14 protein-coding genes and 1 riboswitch are annotated in these 17,603 nt (G+C 62.0%); of the genes, 12 read left to right on the top strand and 2 right to left on the bottom strand.

The annotated features are described in order from the left end of the window. The first annotated feature begins 20 nt into the window (after positions 1 to 20). The 11 genes from BLS50_RS23545 to BLS50_RS36050 all read left to right on the top strand — a co-directional run bounded on the left by BLS50_RS23545 (position 21) and on the right by BLS50_RS36050 (position 9,922). On the top strand, positions 21 to 515 hold the full coding sequence (locus BLS50_RS23545) for a cupin domain-containing protein (protein WP_006479834.1): 495 nt from the start codon (positions 21 to 23) through the stop codon (positions 513 to 515). A 37-nt stretch (positions 516 to 552) separates the two neighbouring features. Further along, positions 553 to 1,572 (top strand): hypothetical protein, encoded by a 1,020-nt coding sequence (locus tag BLS50_RS23540; protein ID WP_012338804.1) that lies wholly within the window; start codon positions 553 to 555, stop codon positions 1,570 to 1,572. Positions 1,573 to 1,628: 56 nt separating this feature from the next. After that, on the top strand, positions 1,629 to 3,095 hold the full coding sequence (locus BLS50_RS23535; RefSeq protein ID WP_074804428.1) for an aldehyde dehydrogenase family protein: 1,467 nt from the start codon (positions 1,629 to 1,631) through the stop codon (positions 3,093 to 3,095). 7 nt (positions 3,096 to 3,102) lie between these two features. Beyond that, on the top strand, positions 3,103 to 4,170 hold the full coding sequence (locus tag BLS50_RS23530) for a maleylacetate reductase (RefSeq protein ID WP_074804425.1): 1,068 nt from the start codon (positions 3,103 to 3,105) through the stop codon (positions 4,168 to 4,170). A 108-nt stretch (positions 4,171 to 4,278) separates the two neighbouring features. Beyond that, positions 4,279 to 4,590 (top strand): YciI family protein, encoded by a 312-nt coding sequence (locus BLS50_RS23525; protein WP_011694483.1) that lies wholly within the window; start codon positions 4,279 to 4,281, stop codon positions 4,588 to 4,590. Positions 4,591 to 4,593: 3 nt separating this feature from the next. After that, positions 4,594 to 4,929, top strand: coding sequence for a Rieske (2Fe-2S) protein (locus BLS50_RS23520; protein ID WP_074804423.1), 336 nt, complete (start codon positions 4,594 to 4,596; stop codon positions 4,927 to 4,929). Positions 4,930 to 5,121: 192 nt separating this feature from the next. Continuing rightward, positions 5,122 to 6,210: a porin gene (locus tag BLS50_RS23515; RefSeq protein ID WP_074804421.1), complete on the top strand. Its 1,089-nt coding sequence runs from the start codon at positions 5,122 to 5,124 to the stop codon at positions 6,208 to 6,210. A 346-nt stretch (positions 6,211 to 6,556) separates the two neighbouring features. Continuing rightward, on the top strand, positions 6,557 to 7,210 hold the full coding sequence (locus BLS50_RS23510; protein WP_256334123.1) for a MipA/OmpV family protein: 654 nt from the start codon (positions 6,557 to 6,559) through the stop codon (positions 7,208 to 7,210). 8 nt (positions 7,211 to 7,218) lie between these two features. Further along, on the top strand, positions 7,219 to 7,893 hold the full coding sequence (locus BLS50_RS23505; protein WP_012338797.1) for a response regulator transcription factor: 675 nt from the start codon (positions 7,219 to 7,221) through the stop codon (positions 7,891 to 7,893). A 51-nt stretch (positions 7,894 to 7,944) separates the two neighbouring features. Further along, the gene (locus tag BLS50_RS23500) at positions 7,945 to 9,297 is read left to right on the top strand and encodes a sensor histidine kinase (RefSeq protein WP_074804417.1); all 1,353 of its coding nucleotides are present in this window, start codon (positions 7,945 to 7,947) and stop codon (positions 9,295 to 9,297) included. A gap of 158 nt (positions 9,298 to 9,455) precedes the next feature. Further along, a riboswitch (SAM-I-IV-variant riboswitch) is annotated at positions 9,456 to 9,559 on the top strand. Positions 9,560 to 9,601: 42 nt separating this feature from the next. After that, positions 9,602 to 9,922 (top strand): hypothetical protein, encoded by a 321-nt coding sequence (locus tag BLS50_RS36050; protein ID WP_176934280.1) that lies wholly within the window; start codon positions 9,602 to 9,604, stop codon positions 9,920 to 9,922. A 696-nt stretch (positions 9,923 to 10,618) separates the two neighbouring features. Here the strand turns inward: BLS50_RS36050 and BLS50_RS23485 are convergent. Both BLS50_RS23485 and glmS read right to left on the bottom strand, forming a co-directional pair. Further along, entirely contained in the window at positions 10,619 to 14,626 is a 4,008-nt protein-coding gene (locus BLS50_RS23485; protein ID WP_074804411.1) for a PIN domain-containing protein, read from the bottom strand. Between the two features lie 488 nt (positions 14,627 to 15,114). Beyond that, positions 15,115 to 16,944, bottom strand: a complete 1,830-nt coding sequence (gene glmS / locus BLS50_RS23480; RefSeq protein WP_074804409.1) for a glutamine--fructose-6-phosphate transaminase (isomerizing) — start codon at positions 16,942 to 16,944, stop codon at positions 15,115 to 15,117. A gap of 156 nt (positions 16,945 to 17,100) precedes the next feature. On the opposite strand from glmS, the gene BLS50_RS23475 reads away from it, so the two are divergent. Continuing rightward, entirely contained in the window at positions 17,101 to 17,592 is a 492-nt protein-coding gene (locus BLS50_RS23475; protein ID WP_006479823.1) for an Lrp/AsnC family transcriptional regulator, read from the top strand. The last annotated feature ends 11 nt before the right edge of the window (positions 17,593 to 17,603 follow it).

Genomic DNA, 17,603 nt, shown 5'->3' with positions numbered 1-17,603 from the left:
GTTCAACTCAGGAGACAGCAATGACCAGCACGGCATTCCACACCGTCTTCGGTTCGCTCGACGGTTACCGGAAGGGCGAGATCGAAATCACCAGCGGCAGCGCGCAGCACTACGCCTTCTCGAACGTCTTCGAGGTGGCGTCGAAGTCGGCCCCTTACGAAAAGGTCGTCGCCGGCAAGAACCTCGAATACGTGATCGAAGTGTTGCGGACCGACGGGCAGTCGCCGTGGTTCGCGTGCGCGCACGACGAGTTCGCGATCCAGATGGACGGCGAAGTCCGCATCGACTTCATCAAGCTCGACGATCCGCCGCAATCGGGCCGCGGCACCGTGCGCGCGGGCGCGCATCCGGCCGGCCGAAACATGGGGTACGTCGTGTTGCGTAAAGGGCATCAGGCGCTGCTGCCGGCCGGCTGTGCGTATCGCTTCACCGCGAGCCGGCCGGGCGTCGCGCTCGTCCAGACCGTGCTCGGCGAGCTGTCCGTCGAGAAGTGGGCCGAGATCTGCCTGCACTGACCTTCCGACCGCATTCGACTATTCCAGGAGACACGTAATGGCCACCCTCGAGACCCTAGACCTTTCCACGGGCTTTGCCGCCGATCTGGTGCGATCGACCGAAGCCGATGCCGTCACCGGCTACCGCCGCTTTCAGCTCGGCGAATTCGCCTTCCAGCGCGACGAATATTTCGTGAAGATCAGCTGGCCCGCGAAAGGCCAGACCCGCACGCATGCGATGCCGGCGGACGCGTTCCTGCGCGCGATGATGCGCGACGTCGCGTGGGGCTTCTTCTACGGCTGGGTGAATTTCGACCACGTATTCGGCACGCGCAATCACTACGGCAAGGTCGACATGTATGCGGGGACCTTCAACGGCATTCTGAAGGACGCCGGCGTCGACTACACCGAGACCTTTGATACGCCGACGATCATGGCGACCTTCAAGGCGATGCTGCACGACTGGACCAACGAAGGCTTCGACCCGTTCGCGGCGCCCGAGGAAACGGGCACGGCGTTCGGCCGCAAGCACGGCGAGAACGGCGCGGCGATCGAGCGCACGCGTATCGCGACGCGCCGCATGCCGGGCCTCGAGGGCGACTCGCCGCTGCGCGACGAGCTGCCGGTCAACCGCGCGTTTCTCGACGTGACGCAGGACGAACCGGAAGTGCATGTCGAGCCGGGCTTCGAGGGCGAACTGCACGCGTTCAACCTGTTCAAGTACCTGTCGCGCTCGGACGTGACGTGGAATCCGTCGGTCACGTCGGTGTGCGGGCGCAGCCTGTTCTGCCCGACCACCGAGGAATTCATCCTCCCGGTTTTCCACGGCAACGATCGCGTCGAATGGTTCCTGCAACTGTCCGACGAAATTGTGTGGGACATCGGCGACAAGAACACCGGCGCGCCGCGTGCGCGCATCACGATGCGGGCCGGCGACATCTGCGCGATGCCGGCCGATATCCGGCATCAGGGCTATTCGACGAAGCGCTCGATGCTGCTGGTCTGGGAAAACGCGACGCCGGATCTGCCGCAACGCTACGAGAGCGGCGAGCTCGCGCCGTACCCGATCGCGTTCTAGGCCACGCGTCAGTTGCAGCTTTCGCTTTTGCTTTTGCGATACACCGAGGACGATTCATGCAAACCCAACTCTTCATCGACGGGCGCTTCGTCGACGCCGTCGATCGCGGCACGATCGACGTGCTGAACCCGCACGACGGCTCCGTCATCACGAAGATCGCGGCCGCCACTGCGGCGGACGTCGATCTGGCCGTCGAAGCCGCGGCGCGCGCCTTCCCGACCTGGTCGGCGATGCCGGCCGCCGAGCGCGGCCGTCTGCTGCTGCGCCTGGCCGATGCGATCGAAGCCAACGCGGACGCGCTGGCGCAGCTCGAATCGCTGGACACCGGCCACCCGATTCGCGATTCGCGTGCGCTCGACGTGCCGCGCACGGCGGCCTGCTTTCGCTATTTCGGCGGCATGGCCGACAAGCTGCAAGGCTCGGTGATCCCGGTCGAGACCGGTTTCCTGAACTACGTGCAGCGCGCGCCGATCGGCGTCGTCGGCCAGATCGTGCCGTGGAATTTTCCGTTGATGTTCACGAGCTGGAAGATGGGGCCGGCGCTCGCCGCCGGCAACACGGTCGTGCTCAAGCCGTCGGAAATCACGCCGCTGTCGACGCTGCGGATCGTCGAGTTGATGGCCGAGGTCGGGTTTCCTGCCGGCGTCGTCAACATCGTGCCCGGCTACGGACATACGGCCGGCCAGCGGCTCGCCGAACATCCGGGCGTCGGCAAGATCGCGTTCACCGGGTCGACGGCGACGGGCCGGCGCATCGTCGAAGCGTCGCAGGGCAACCTGAAGCGCGTGCAACTGGAACTGGGCGGCAAGGGCGCCAACATCGTGTTCGACGATGCCAACCTCGATGCGGCCATCAACGGCGCCGCGTGGGCGATCTTCCACAACCAGGGGCAGGCCTGTATCGCGGGGTCGCGCCTGGTGCTGCACGAACGCATCGCGGACGCGTTCCTCGAACGCTTCGTCGCGCTCGCCTCGTCGATCCGGATCGGCAATCCGCTCGATCCGGATACCGAAATGGGGCCGCTCACGTCGAAGCAGCACCTCGATCGCGTGCTGTCGTATGTCGACGTCGCGCGCGAGCAGGGCGGCCGCGTGCTGACCGGCGGCAGCGCACCGCAGGACCCGGCGCTCGCCAATGGCTACTACGTGCGCCCGACGATCATCGAGGCGAAGCGCGCGACCGACCGTGTCGCGCAGGAGGAAGTGTTCGGCCCGTTCGTCACCGTGCTGCGCTTCGGCAGCGACGACGAAGCGCTGGCCATCGCCAACGCAACCGAATACGGGCTCGGCAGCGGCCTGTGGACCAACGACCTGTCGCGTGCCCACCGGATGGCGGCGCGGATCGACGCGGGCATGTGCTGGATCAACTGCTACAAGCGCGTCAATCCGGGCAGCCCGTTCGGCGGCGTCGGCAAGTCGGGCTACGGCCGCGAGATGGGCTTCGAGGCGATGCACGACTACACGGAAGCGCGCTCGGTGTGGGTCAACGTCGACGGCCACGTGCCGCCGCATTTCAAGCGCTGAGGCTCGTATGGAGCGCTTCGTCTATCAGGGCACCCCGTCGCGCGTGGTCTTCGAATGGGGCGCGCTGGCCCGGCTGCCGGACGAGCTGTCGGCGCTCGGCGCCCGCCGTGCGCTCATCCTCTCCACGCCCGAACAGCAGCCGCTCGCCGATCGCGTGAAGGACGTGCTGGGCGAGCAGGCGGCCGGCGTGTGCGCGCTGGCCGTGATGCACGTGCCGGTCGAAGTCGCACGCGCGGCGTGCGAGACGGCCGCCGAACTGGGCGCGGACTGTTGCATCGCGATCGGCGGCGGTTCGACGATCGGGCTGGGCAAGGCCATCGCGCTCCAATCGTCGCTGCCGATCCTCGCGGTGCCGACGACCTACGCTGGCTCGGAGATGACGCCGATCTACGGGCTCACCGAAGATCGGTTGAAGCGCACCGGGCGCGATGCACGCGTGCTGCCGCGGACCGTGATTTACGACCCTTCGCTGACGGTGTCGTTGCCGCCAGCCATTTCGGCGGCGTCCGGTGTCAATGCGATGGCGCATGCGGTCGAGGCGCTCTACGCGGAAGATGCAAACCCGGTCATCAGCTTGATGGCCGAAGAATCGATCCGTGCGCTCGGCGAAGCGTTGCCCGTCGTCGTGCGCGATCCGCAAGATCGCGCGATGCGCGGCCGCGCGCTGTATGGCGCGTGGCTCGCCGGCACCTGCCTCGGCGCGGTCGGCATGGCGTTGCATCACAAACTCTGCCACACGCTCGGCGGCACGTTCAACCTGCCGCACGCGCAGACGCACGCGGCGATGTTGCCGCATACCGCGCATTACAACCACGCCGCTGTGCCCGATGCGCTGCGTCGCGTCGCGCGGGCGCTGGGCGGGCGCGACGCGGCCGAAGCCGGGCCGCTGCTGTTCAGGCTCAACGCGCAGCTCGGCATCGCGCCGGCGCTCGCCGATATCGGGATGCCGCAGCAGGGGCTCGACGAAGCGGCCGATCTGGCATGCCGGAACCCGTATGCGAACCCGCGGCCGATCGAACGCGCGGCGATTCGCGCGTTGCTTCAGCACGCATGGGAAGGACGTGCGCCGCATTGAGCGGCCGGATGAGCGAACGGAGAACGACGTGATGAATGACCAGATCGGCCAGCACGGCCTGTACCGCGAAGCGATGTCCGGCTTCATCCTCGATCGGAGCTGATCGCCATGGCGCGTTTTTTCGCGGTGTTTGCCACCGACCAGCCGGGCATGCGTGACGTGCGCGACCGCATGCGCCCGATTCACCGGAGCTATCTGCGCTCGGCGGCCGAGCACGGCGTGTATGTGCGGCTCGGCGGCCCGACGCTGGACCCGCAAGGCGATGCGATGAACGGCACGCTGCTCGTCATCGAAGCGGACGATATCCATGCGGTGATGCGGTTCGTCGGCAACGACCCGTATGTGAAGGAGGGCCTGTTCTCTCACGTCGAGGTGCGTCCGTGGGACTGGAGCCTCGGCAATCCCGAGCAAAGGGTGTGAGCGATGGAAGCGAAACAGCTGTGCCGCGTGGCCGATGTACCGGACGGCGGCGCGCGAGTCGTCGACGCAGCGTGTATCGGGCAGCCCATCATCGTGGTGCGGCGTGGCGCGCAGGTGTGGGCGTACGTGAATCGGTGCCCGCACTTTTCGGTGCCGCTCGATTTCGTGCCGGGCACTGTGTCCTGCTACCGGTCCCAGGTGTTGATGTGTGCGCATCACAGTGCGTTGTTCCGGTTCGATGACGGCGTGTGCATCGACGGGCCCTGCACGGGGGCCGGGCTGGAAACCGTGACCGTCGAGGTGGATGCATCCGCGTGGGTCGTCTTTCGGGGCGCTTGATTTCGCGGATTTGGAATGTTTGCGCGTCGATGCAGGTTCACTGGAAATTTTTCGAATTGATCAATCAGTAAAACTAATTTCTGGTGTTGATGTGACTGCCTGAGCCAAGGCGATTTTCTACGAAGCAATGAGCGAACACTCGCCCCGCGGCGGGTGACGGACTCGTATTTTCATAAAAAAGACGGAGACGACATGAAACTCAGGTTTGGTGTATTGGCGATGCTCACCGTGGCACAAGGCGCGTGCGCGCAAAGCAGCGTGACGATGTTCGGGCTGATCGACTCCGGCATCACGTACGTCAGCAACGAGGGCGGCGGAAAGAACGTCAAGTTCGACGACGGCATATTCGCGCCCAACCTGTTCGGCCTGCGCGGTACCGAGGATCTCGGCGGCGGATATCGCGCGACGTTCGCGCTCGTGAACCAGTTCTCGATGGCGAACGGCAGCATCGTCGGGACCGGTATTTTCGGGCGCAACGCCTACGTGGGCATCGAGAGCGACCGGTTCGGCAGCATCACGCTGGGCAATCAGTACGACTTCATGGTGGATGCGCTCTTTTCGAAGGGCAACGCGATTTCGCGGGACATTTCCGGGTTGTACGGCTTTCGGAACGGCCCGTTCCAGCGTCTCGCGCTGCCGGGCAATCCGACCGGCGCGTTCGACTGGGACCGCACGGCCGGCAGCAAGCCGATCGCGAATTCGGTCAAGTACAGCTCGCCGACGGTCGCGGGTTTTTCTGGCGGCGTGATGTATGCGTTCGGCGGCGTGGCCGGCTCAGTCGGTGCGGACAACGCCGTGAGCGCCGGCGTGAACTACGAGCTGGGGGCCTTCGGCGTGGGCGCGGCCTATACGAACGAAAAGTACGGCCCGGCGCCGGGCGTGCCGTCGACCAGCGTGCGCAACTGGGGTGTCGGCATGCACTACGACTTTGGTGTCGTGACCGCGAAGGCGCTGATGACCACCGTGCGCAATTCGTTCAACGATGCGGGCGTGTGGATGGCCGAGGCCGGCGGCTTGTGGCGGATCAGGCCGGATATCGTGCTGGGCGCGAAATACATGTACATGAAGGGCAATGAAGCGGTGAACGACAACCATGCGCATCAGATCAGCGTCGCGCTTCAATACCTGTTGTCGAAGCGGACGATGGTGTATGTGTCGGCGGATTATCAGCGCGCGAATAGCGGCGCGAATGCGCAGGTGAATGGCGTGCTGGATCCGAACGGGGCGTCGAGTTCCGCGAGTCAGGCGGTCGCGCGGATGGGGTTGCATACGATGTTTTGACGGGGGCGCACTGCCATATTCCTTAAAGGCGCGGGGGCGACACAGGCTCGCCCTGCGTCGATATTTCCCACGATCTGCATTTCCCGCACAGTCCGCAAAGCGATGATTTTTTCCTGGTAAGTGAGCGGTAAGTCGACTGGTCCTACAGTAGCCCCCGTTTCGACCCTCGACTCCAGGAACGATTGTGAAAATTGCCTCTCGCCGCGCCCGCCCGTTATGGCTGATTGCCGCTTCATTTGCACTTTCATCTGCTTCCGCGTGGGCGGACGAGGGCGCGAGCCCGCCCGATCCCGACAATACGGGGCTGACCATCCTCAACAACGCGACGAACGTCACGCACTGGGGATTGGGCGCCGGCGTCGGCGTCGAGCCGTCGGCCTACAGGGGCGACGGCACCCGCGTATTGCCTTTTCCGTTGGTCTACTTCGACAACAAATGGGTGCAGGCCATCGGCACCACGGTCGATCTGAAAATCGGCAGCTGGAGTGGCGTCAATCTCGCGTTTCGTGGCCAGTTCTCGCTGTTCGACGGATACAAGGGCTCGGACGCGCCGATCCTCAACGGCATGGAAAATCGCAAGGGCGCGTTCTGGTACGGCCCTGCACTGTCATGGAGCACCGGCTTCGGCACGTTGTCGGGTAGCTTCCTGCTCGGCGGCAACAAGGGCGAGCGCGCGAAGATCGGCTTCGAGAAGGCGTTCGCCGTCGGCGCATTTTCGATCGCGCCACATGTCGGCGTGGAATGGCTGAGCAACAAATACGTCGACTACTATTACGGCGTGCGACCATCCGAGGCGCGTGCCTGGCGCGCCGCCTACAGCGCGGGTTCGGCCGTGAACGTGTCGGCCGGCACGCGTGTCGACTACCGGCTGACGAAGCAGCAGACGATGTTCGTGGACGTGGGCGTGTCGCGTCTCGGCGACGGCATCACCGACAGTCCGCTCGTCGGCAGGCGGTTCATTCCCGAGGCCAGGATCGGCTACATGTATCGGTTCAAGTGAGTGCGAGCATGCCAAGAGTGGCGATTGTCGAGGATCACGAGCGCCTGGCCGGCCTGTTGTCGCAGGCGTTGGCCGCGGCGGGAATCGAATCCGACCGGTTCGGCAATGCTCGGGAAGCTGCTTACGGTGTCGACCGGGCCGATTACGCGCTGCTGATCATCGATCGCGGATTGCCCGACGGAGACGGTCTGGCGTTCTTGCGGACACTGCGCGCGGCGGGGCGCATGATGCCTTGCCTGATGCTGACGGCACGCGACGCGTTGCATGACCGCATCGACGGACTCGAAAGCGGCGCCGACGATTATGTGACCAAGCCGTTCGAAATGAGCGAACTCGTCGCCCGCGTCCGTACGCTGATGCGGCGTCCGGCGCTGCTCACGACGCTCGTCGCATCGTTCGCGGATGTGACGGTGGACCCGCCCCAGCGCGCGATGCGCTGTGGCGACCGGACGGTGCTGCTGGCGCCGGCCGAGCTGCAGATCATGCTTTGCCTGATCGAAGCCGCGGGCCGCACCGTCCGGCATTCGAACCTCGAGCATGCCGCATGGGGGCTCGCGGAAGCGGTCACGCCGAACGCGCTCGAGGTGACCGTACACCGCTTGCGCAAGAAACTGACGGCGATCGGCGCAACGATGCGGCTCACCAATATCCGCGGCGCCGGCTTCGCGCTGCGGGAGGCGTGACGATGCTTCGCCGCGTGTCGCACGTGGCTACTCCCTCGTAAGAAAACCGCCATGTTCCGTCATTGGGTCCTGCGTCTGTCGACGCGTCTGTGGGTGACCAACGTTGCCGCGTTCGCCATCAGCCTGGCGCTGTTGTCCGCGCTTTCCGTCTATTTTCTGGATCGATATCCCGAGTTCCTGGGGCGGCGCCAGCAGATGGAGAGCATCCGTCATATCGTGGCCGGGATGCGTTTCGATGCGGCCGGGCGCCCGGCATCCGTGCGATTGGGCGAGCATCCGGCGGTGATGTTCCGGCTCTTGCCGGCCGACGTGAAGTATCGGGTGCTCGATGCGACGGGGAAGGTGTTGCTGGCGTCGGCGCCTTCGAACGACGATCGACCGTGGCTGACAGAGGACCTCGCGACGGTGGCAGGCAAGGTGCTGCCCACCACGATCGACGGCAAGGCATACGCGGTCGCGACGCAGCGCGCGTTGAACGGGAGCGTCGTCTATTACGTGCAGGTGGCACACAGCGACCAACTCGTCGATGCGCTTGTCAGGACGCGGATCGATCCGATACCGAGGACGGTCGTTTATGTGCTGGTCATTGCGACCGTCATTTTCGGACTGACGCTGCCGTTGACGATCAGCCATGTGCTGAAGCCGTTGCGGGAGGTGTCGCGGGCCGCGCGGGAAATCGAGCCGCGCAACCTGAAGACGCGGCTGTCGTCGGCCGGGATTCCCAGCGAGATCAAGCCGCTGATCGATGCGTTCAACGACGCGCTGACCCGGCTCGAGAACGGCTTCGCGGTGCAGCAGCAGTTTCTGGCCGACGCTGCGCACGAGTTGCAGACGCCGCTCACGCTGGTCAGAGGGCAGATCGAGCTGCAGCCGGACATTAGCCAGAAGGCGCTTTTGCTTCGCGAGATCGACTTGATGGCTCGGCAGGTGAAGCAACTGCTGCATCTGGCTGAAGTGAGCGAAGCGCAGAACTTCAGTTTCGGCGACGTGAATGGCGCCGACGTCGCGCGGGACGTCGTGAGCTTGCTGGCCGGCAAGGCCGATGCGAAGCAAGTGACGCTTCATATCGAAGCGCGCGATTCCGCGTCGCCGATACGGGCGGACGGTGGGGCGCTTTTCATCCTGCTCAAGAACCTGCTCGAGAATGCGATCAATGCGTCGCCGTCGGGCGGGGTCGTCGTGCTGACTGTTCTTGATACGGCGATTCATGTTGAAGATGAAGGGCCGGGTATTCGGCGGGAACATCTTCCGCTGGTCTTCGACCGATACTGGCGGGCGCCGGATTCGCGGTATGACGGTGCGGGGCTCGGCTTGGCAATCTGCAGGGAGATTGCGGAGGCCCATCAATGGACACTGACGGTCGATGTGTTGGCGACGGGGACGCGGTTCAGTGTTTGGTTTTAGCCGGATATGACGGGATTCCGACCCTCATACGAGGCGCTCGGTGGAGGTGGGGCGGGCGGGGGCGCCTGTCCCGCTGAAGTACTGCTTTTCACAGACTCCTTGTTCGCCGTCGATTTTTCGATATAATGAATCCACGTTCGGAATGTCGAACGTGAGAAATCAAGCATCCAGAGTCGGGTTTCCCGACGCCAACCTGCCCTCCCGGGCAAGGTGGACGCCCTCGAGGCGATGCGGCCGATTGACGGCAACGAAACGGGAGCAGCATGGCTGGCACCGGTTCGATCACCATTCATCCGGAGCAACCATGAGCCAAGTTTCCTCCGCTTCCCATCCGACGGTCTGTGAAGACTGGTCGCACTTCCTTCCCGGTTTCACTTTGACGCATACGGTTCATCTCGTTTCGAGACGGAATCCGGGCATCGTTTCGACCGCGGCGGCCGTGCTCGAAGGTGAAACGGCTACGGTCGATCGGTGGGCTATCACGCGCTGTGGTGACGTTCTCGAACAAAAGATCGTGCTCGGTGAAATGACCGAAGGGCAAGCGGTGCGGCTGCGTGAGCGGCTTGCTGCGCTGGAAGGTGTGCTCCGGACGAGAGTGGAGCATCATTTCGTTCGGGCGGGTTAAGCCGCCGTCGCAATGAACCGGAGAGCGGCCGTTAGACGACGCGTTCGCGTCGACGTGCCGCAGAATCCTGGTTTCCCTCGAACGCGCGCGCGCCCTTTTTTGCCTGAGCGCAGCCAAGAATGAGCTATGTGGCGGCCGCGCGTTAGCGGACGACTACCTGAACGGAGTCATCGAGTGGAAATCATCGTGGAGACGTATGTGCCCTCTGGCGAACCTTCGTCGGCAGGCTTGCGCGTGAGGCCGCTTCCTGGGCAGGGGGTAGACCCAAAGCTCAAAGTCGAGTGCAGTCGATCCATGCGGCAACAATATCCGGCTGGCTCGTTGTTCCGGCTTACGGTGAAACTGACTGACCGTGAAGGCACACAGTTTCTGTACGCTCACCATGCAGCGCCGTTTGAGCATGTAAGCCGCGAAGAAGCGATACGATTCATTTCGACCATATTCGGCACCTGACATGTCGAAGCGCCCGCATGGGAACACGCAGATGATGTAGCAGACTATCTACAACGGTTGCGTGCTATGAAGCCACGCCATTGAGCAACTGGAAGAGGTTTTCTCGCCGCTAGGCGATATGCCGCGAGCGGGACGATTACCCGGGAGCGGAAATTCGTTGAAGCTAAAGAGTTCTCGGTGGCTTCTATACCGACGAGGAGGCGCGAGACTCTCGTAGGCGCGCGCGTGGGCCGACTCGCACAGTTACTCTGACTTGGCTGCCTCATTGACCCGATACATACGTTGGGTGCAACAGTACACGGGGGCAACGTTGAGAGAACGCGAAACAAGCTCATCCACCGTTTGCTCCTTCGCCAGACGGCGAGCTTTAAATATCGACGCGGAGAGAAAACGCTGCCAAAGAGCTTGGTCTTCTTCAATCTTCGGTGCCTCCACCGGATGGGCTCGCTTGGGATCAAGCCCCGTATTCACAATCTGCGCAATGCGCAACTCGATTGAAACATGAATGCGGTCGGCGTCTGCGTCTCCACGCGCGAACAGCAGAGGCAGGAAGGTTTCGATAATTCGACGTAAGGCAAAAAGAGTTGCACCAGCCACCGCCATGCGGTTGAGCGACTCACCGACGAACAGCACAGCGCTTCTCCAGTCAACAGAGGGGTTGGTAATATATTTCAGTAAAGCACGCATCGCAAAATGTTGGAAGTCCATCGGCTGCGACAGTAGCCAAATGAAATCTATCGCGTTTACTGCAACGTGCGACCGACGCTTGACAAGGCTTGTAAATACAAACTGAGCATACTCGCCGGTTGAGCACAAGCCGGCGTTACCTGCGGCAGCGATGTATACCTGTGGCCAAACTCCTTTGATGCCGCCGACGATATTGGCTAGTTCCCGAAGACGGCCGTCGAGCGTAAGGAGGACAGCATTCTTCTCCAGAGCAAGAAGGAGCGCATCGTATGACTCTTCGTCGATTAATTCGCGGAATTTTAGAAGGTTGGGCGGTGGGTCCTCGACTCCGTAGACAGGAACAACTTGGCAGTATTTTTCCACGCACTCGCGCAGGCGAACGAGATACGCGCGCTGTTTCTCATGATAGGCATCGTCGAGCTCCGTCAGAACGATACGACCATTTTGCTCTGCCATATTCGCTCTGCTCTTGTTGCCTTCTTCCTCTGAGATAAGGTTGTCGAGGACGCCTGATGCCGAGGCGGCAAGATATACAGCGGAGCTGTAGCTCAATACCTTCTCAAGACCCACCGCCACCAGCTCGTTCACAGTCGCAAGGTCAACTACCAAGGCTTGGTCTCTATCCTTCAGATGAGTCTCAGCCTCCAGACGCTCTCCGGGCGTTCCGTTGCAGACGTACAGATTTGCTTCAACGCTCTGGGGCCAATCTCCAGACACCACGGCGGCTGATGTTCCTAAGAGTTTTGCCACAATACCCACGGTGGCCTGGCCGCGCTGATATGCATCAAACACGTCGCGTACGCGGTCGCTCCGTTGTTTGAGCATTTCCAAAATGCGTGAGAGGTCGTATTCGCCATCGGGGGTTTTATGCAGGTCTACGGATGTCAGACTTCCACTCTTCCCGACCGATTTGCGTATGAGTTCCTGCGCAAGGTGCCCCAACCAGCGGAAAGACGACGTGATGCCGGAAATGAGGTATTCCTGTGGAGCGCCTATCCCATCGGACACAACGACTATGTCGCCGACATGCTTTCCATTGAGCGACTCGAAAACTGGCGAAGACGTCGAGAAAAAATTGCTAGCGTCCGACACCTTACTAAGCCCGTCTGGGTCGACGACTACGGTCTTGGTCTGACCAAGCTCATCCGTAAGCGTGACAGCGCAGTCGCTGGAAACCAGTGTGGGCTCGGGCGGCATGCTCTCCGGTGACAACATGAGGATGTGACTGAGGTAGGCCGATGCTGCTTCCGTGCTGTTCAAGGCCTCCCGGAAAGCGAGATACAAGCGCTTGAAGCCTCGCTCCTGGACGCCGAATTCGATTTCGAGCCGTGCCAATTGGGTTCGATACCGAAGCGGGCCCTCTAGCACCAGGGGAATATCCTGTGAGAGGAATTCGCGCAAAGCGCCGGCGCGCTTTTGGGCGATGAATACTGACGCCATGAATCCCCAAGCGTCTACGCGCTGAGGATGCGCCGCTAGATGCAGTTCCGCCAGCTTGGACAGTTGCTCCCAATCGCCTGCGTCACGCGCTAACTCCACCGCGTCCTCTCTGACGCTCGGGTCTTCGAGTGCGGTTTCTGGGAAAGAGTTGAGCATCTGCAGCGCGCGCTTTCGCGAGCCACGCTGAACCAGTGCGCTGAAAAGTAACCGGTGAGGCTCGCTGAAATACCCTGCCGGAAGCCGCTTTTCGAGGGACGAGACGACATCGTCGAATCGATTCGCAAAGAGGAAAAGCTGCGCAGACGTGACTACATCGCGTGTCGGAGTCGCGGCTGTAATGTCTTTGGACAGCGCTTCAATCGCCGCGTCAGCCCAAGGCATTTGCTCGCGCTTCGCAATGGTTAGTGCTGTGACTTTCGCGCTAGTCGACTCCAACTCTTGTACGCTTGCCTCGGTGAGGGAACCAGCCAGTTCCGTAGTCTTACCTTGCCGAGCAAGAAGGAGCCATCCGAAAGCTTGAACGTCTTCAGGGTAACGCTTGCCTTCCTCCTCTTCATTCAGCGCGCGTACAACCGCTTCGAAAACTGGCGCATCGCCACGTCGTGCGGCCATCTCAGCGACAACAAGCCGGCCCTCGCTATCAAGGTTGGCGATGTTTTCCTTACCGAAATTGAAGGCATCGTTACCTGACCCGGCGCGGAAGCAACTCTCAAGGCAAACCCGTCCAAGCTGACCGTCGCCGGGGAAACGCTTCACAGCTTCAAGCAAGACTTCACGCGCTCGGTCGGCACGGTCAACCATCATGTACGCGTAACCGAGGCAACCTGCGGCCTGACTCAGCGAATGAACGCTTTGCCTGCTCCACAAGACCTTGTCGACTGGTTCGAAAGATGGAATTTGCTCCGCCAACGAGGCTTTAATCGCGGGCGCGATGATGCCGTTGCTCGCGAGGACGCCGTCTTCCGTTGCCTCGTTGACAGTCGCAAGCAGCCTTAGGGCGTTGACTTCAAAACTCCGGTCTCCCTTTTGCTGGGCAGCGGCAGCCAATCGACTTGCTTCAGCAAAGTCACCAGCAAGGACCGCAAGCCAAGCGAAGACGTGCAAGATGTCTGCTGACTCCCGCATTTCAGGTGGTACTGCCTTCCATTGCGGCGTTGTGCCGCTTCTGTCACTCGCTTGCACCCAAGCAGTGAACACTCCTTCCGACGCGGGAAAGCGTTGACGCAGTTCGTCACCGAGAGTTAGCGCGGCCGCGAAATCCTCGAGGAGCAGCTTGCCTCGGATAGCGTTGCCGGCAATCTTCTCGTCATCTGGCGTGAGGCGATAGGCGGCAGCGAATTCTTCGGCTGCCGCGGCAAAATCATGCTTCTGCCAGTAGCAGTGAGCGCGCTGGGTATGCCAACGGGCGCGTTGATGAATGTCGAGAACAGTCAGGTCTCTTCCGAGAATGCTGAGATTGGCGAGCGCGTCATCGAACTTGCCGGCAAGCAACTGCGCCTTTATTCCGTCGAGCTGCGCGTCCATCACCTTATCGAGAGAGCCTGCACGAGCCTCCGGGATGGCCCACGCCAACGATTCGGCGGATTGGAACATCGTCCGCATTTCGCCCGCGAACTTCTCGAAGGTGACCTGTTGGTCTGTGAAGGCCTGACGTTGTTCCCAAAAAGCTCCTCCCGGCATGTGCGGAGCGAGCATAGTCTGCAGTCGAGGAAACCGCCGTACGTAAGACTCAAGCGTGTCCCAAAAGGCGACGCTGACGCGGAATTTCCCTTCCGCGTGCCGAGCGTCTGACAAGATTGCTGCGTATTCGACCAGCGCCACGTCATTGGGCGCAGTGGTCGCGATAATCAGTTCTTCGATTTTTACGTTACCGCGGTCTGCGAGTGTGACTTCCTCGTCAACGATTTTGGTCGTCAAGGAGCCATACGTCTTCCGCTTGCACTGCACCCCGTAGCGTTTCTCCTTGCGCATCGCGAAGATGTCGACGCCGTTCTGTTTTTGCCCGGAACGTCCGTTCTTAATCGCAGTAGGGTCGTCAAAAACCTCGCTGTAGACTGTAAGGCAGAAGTCCTCGAAATCTTCGGCCGTGCGAGGCGGCTGTACCCCGGTGCTGTACGGAATCATGGGCCCTTATAACGCGTATTTATCTGGGGAATCTTACCGCGCTTCGTTGCAAACTGGGAGGTATCCGCGCTCGAAATTGTCCGGGAGGACTTTAATATGCCACAGCAATTCCGACGGCTTCACATGAAACCGCCAATTGTCTCAACTGAGCGTCGAGAATTCAGCGTGCGCGTGCCGGAACGCGTTCAATATTACATCGTCTCCAGTTTTGCTTTCCATATACACGATAAGTTCGCTGGCGCACGAGGTAGGGTCCCTGTGCCGAAGTGCGAAGCGGTGCTCGACGTTGAGATTGGTGTCGGCGCCAGCTTGTACTAGGCGAAGGCGGGGCAGGAGCGCTGGCGAGGGAGGCGAAGCTGCTCGGCCAGCGATGAGCGACGGAGAGGAGCGAAGAGGCTCAAGGCGCGGGAAAAGCGAGGTGAGAGATCGGGGCCGAGGCCCAGGGGCAACTGCGAAAGGATTCATTCGAAAGGGTAGGGGTGCTCCCCTCACTCCACCGTCACCGACTTAGCCAGATTCCTAGGCTTATCAATATCCGTCCCCCTTGCGAGCGCCGCGTGATACGCCAGCAACTGCATTGGCACAGTATGCAAGATCGGCGACAACGGCCCGTAGTACTCGTTAAGCCGAATCACCTCGATCCCGTCACTCGGCACGATCCCACAGTCCACATCCGCAAACACAAAAAGCCGCCCGTTCCGCGCACTGACCTCATGCATGTTCGACCTGAGCTTCTCGAGCAACATGTCATTCGGCGCAACCGCGATCACCGGCATTTCATTGCTGACGAGCGCCAGCGGCCCATGCTTCAGTTCCCCCGCCGGATAAGCCTCCGCGTGAATATAGGAAATCTCCTTCATCTTCAGCGCGCCTTCCAATGCGATCGGATAATGCATCCCGCGTCCGAGAAACAGCATGTTGTCGCGCCTCGCGAGCAACTCCGACCACGCCATGATCTGCGGTTCCAGCGCGAGCACTTTCGACATCGCATCGGGCAGATGCCGCAGCGCCCGCAGATGTTCCTTCTCCTCGTCGTCACTCAACCGCCCGCGCACCTGCGCCAGTGACAACGTCAGCAGGAACAGCGCAACGAGTTGCGTCGTAAACGCCTTCGTCGAAGCCACACCGATCTCCACCCCCGCACGCGTCACGAACTGCAGCGCACATTCGCGCATCAGCGCACTCGTCGCGACGTTGCAGATCGCAAGCGTGTGCATCATCCCGCTGCGTTTCGCGACATGCACGGCGCCGAGCACGTCGGCCGTCTCGCCGCTCTGCGACACCGCAACCACCAGCGTGCGCGGATTCGGCACACTGTCGCGATAACGAAACTCGCTGGCAATCTCGACGCTGGCCGGCAGCTTCGCAATACTTTCAATCCAGTACTTCGCGGTCAGCGCCGCGTGATAGCTGCCGCCGCACGCGAGCAGCAGCACCGAATCGACGTCATTGAACACGCGCCACGCGCCGTCGCCGAACAGCTCGGGCATGATCGACGAAACGTCGAGCAGCGTATCGGCCACGGCCTGCGGCTGCTCGAAGATCTCCTTCTGCATGTAGTAGCGATACGATCCGAGATCGGCCGCGCCGCTATGCGCGGCGACGCGTTGCACCGCGCGCTCGACGCGCTGGCCGTTCGCGTCGACGATCCAGTAGCGATGCAGTTGAATATCGGCGACGTCGCCGTTTTCCAGGTAGGCAATGCGATCGGTGATGCCCGACAGCGCAATCGCGTCGGACGCCAGAAAATTTTCGCCTTCGCCGATCCCGACGACGAGTGGCATCCCGTCGCGTGCGCCGACGATCCGGTGCGGCTCATCGCGGCACATCACCGCGATCGCATAGCTGCCGCGCAGTCGCGCGACCGCACGCCGAACCGCCTCGAACAGGTCGCCGTCGTACAGGTGGTCGATCAGGTGCGCAATCGCCTCGCTGTCGGTCTGGCTCGCGAACACATAGCCGTGCGCCTGCAGTTCCGCGCGCAGTTGATCGCAGTTCTCGATGATCCCGTTGTGCGACAGCGCGATGCGTGCATTCGCGTCGCTCGGCGAGAAGTGCGGATGCGCGTTGAGCGTGACGGGTGCGCCATGCGTGGCCCAGCGCGTATGCGCGATGCCCGTGTAACCGGACAACGCTTGGTCGGCAATCTCACGCTGCAGATTCGCGACACGATCGACGCTGCGGGCGCGCGCCAGTGCGCGGTCGCGGTAGACCACGACGCCGCACGAATCGTAGCCGCGGTATTCGAGCCGCTTCAGGCCGTCGACCAAGTTCGGCAGGATGTCCCGCTGGGCAACCGCCCCGACAATTCCACACATATCGCGCTCCGTAAATGTCCTGTCTGGATCAGTGAGAGCGATGGTAGGGCCGGTGAAATGGAATTAAATTTCAAAAAACAAACGAATATGAAACGGATGGATGATCGTCTATCATGTTGAAATTAAATTTCACTCTCTGATCGGAAGGAGTGGCCGATGGCCGGCATCACCCTCGACGATCTCGACCTGCGCATCCTCGCGATCCTGCAGGACGACGCGTCGGTGTCCAATCTGCAACTCGCCGAGCGCGCGCTGTCGTCGCCGCCCACCTGCATGCGTCGCGTGCGCCGGCTGACGGAAGCCGGCGTGATCCGCCGGCAGGTCGCGGTGCTCGACCCGGTCGCGATCGGCACGGCCGTTACCGCGCTGATCGAGATCAGCCTTGACCGGCAGACGGCTGAAGACTACGACGCGTTCGAAGCGTACGTGTGCGCGGAACCGGCCGTCACGCAGTGCTATCGCGTGTCGCCGGGGCCCGATTTCGTCGTGATCGCTGATCTGGCCGACGTTGCCGAATACGACGAATTCGCGCGGCGGCTGTTCACCGGCGCGTCGAACGTCCGCAACGTGCGAACGTTTTTTTCGACGCATCGCGCGAAATTCGAAGCGAACGCGCGGGTCGCGCACGCGATGCGCAAGCGCACATGACGTGAGCTAGC

The organism is Burkholderia orbicola (genome assembly GCF_900100915.1).
In the GTDB taxonomy this organism is placed as follows: Bacteria; Pseudomonadota; Gammaproteobacteria; order Burkholderiales; family Burkholderiaceae; genus Burkholderia; species Burkholderia orbicola.
Note: the sequence above shows the minus strand (reverse complement) of the source record. Positions and strands in the feature narration are given on the sequence as shown.

Excerpts from the sequence above, each read along its gene's own strand:
- BLS50_RS23545 (WP_006479834.1), top strand. The coding sequence starts at position 21 with ATGACCAGCACGGCATTCCACACCGTCTTCGGTTCGCTCGACGGTTAC.
- BLS50_RS23540 (WP_012338804.1), top strand. The coding sequence starts at position 553 with ATGGCCACCCTCGAGACCCTAGACCTTTCCACGGGCTTTGCCGCCGAT.
- BLS50_RS23535 (WP_074804428.1), top strand. The coding sequence starts at position 1,629 with ATGCAAACCCAACTCTTCATCGACGGGCGCTTCGTCGACGCCGTCGAT.
- BLS50_RS23530 (WP_074804425.1), top strand. The coding sequence starts at position 3,103 with ATGGAGCGCTTCGTCTATCAGGGCACCCCGTCGCGCGTGGTCTTCGAA.
- BLS50_RS23525 (WP_011694483.1), top strand. The coding sequence starts at position 4,279 with ATGGCGCGTTTTTTCGCGGTGTTTGCCACCGACCAGCCGGGCATGCGT.
- BLS50_RS23520 (WP_074804423.1), top strand. The coding sequence starts at position 4,594 with ATGGAAGCGAAACAGCTGTGCCGCGTGGCCGATGTACCGGACGGCGGC.
- BLS50_RS23515 (WP_074804421.1), top strand. The coding sequence starts at position 5,122 with ATGAAACTCAGGTTTGGTGTATTGGCGATGCTCACCGTGGCACAAGGC.
- BLS50_RS23505 (WP_012338797.1), top strand. The coding sequence starts at position 7,219 with ATGCCAAGAGTGGCGATTGTCGAGGATCACGAGCGCCTGGCCGGCCTG.
- BLS50_RS23500 (WP_074804417.1), top strand. The coding sequence starts at position 7,945 with ATGTTCCGTCATTGGGTCCTGCGTCTGTCGACGCGTCTGTGGGTGACC.
- BLS50_RS36050 (WP_176934280.1), top strand. The coding sequence starts at position 9,602 with ATGAGCCAAGTTTCCTCCGCTTCCCATCCGACGGTCTGTGAAGACTGG.
- BLS50_RS23485 (WP_074804411.1), bottom strand. The coding sequence starts at position 14,626 with ATGATTCCGTACAGCACCGGGGTACAGCCGCCTCGCACGGCCGAAGAT.
- glmS (WP_074804409.1), bottom strand. The coding sequence starts at position 16,944 with ATGTGTGGAATTGTCGGGGCGGTTGCCCAGCGGGACATCCTGCCGAAC.
- BLS50_RS23475 (WP_006479823.1), top strand. The coding sequence starts at position 17,101 with ATGGCCGGCATCACCCTCGACGATCTCGACCTGCGCATCCTCGCGATC.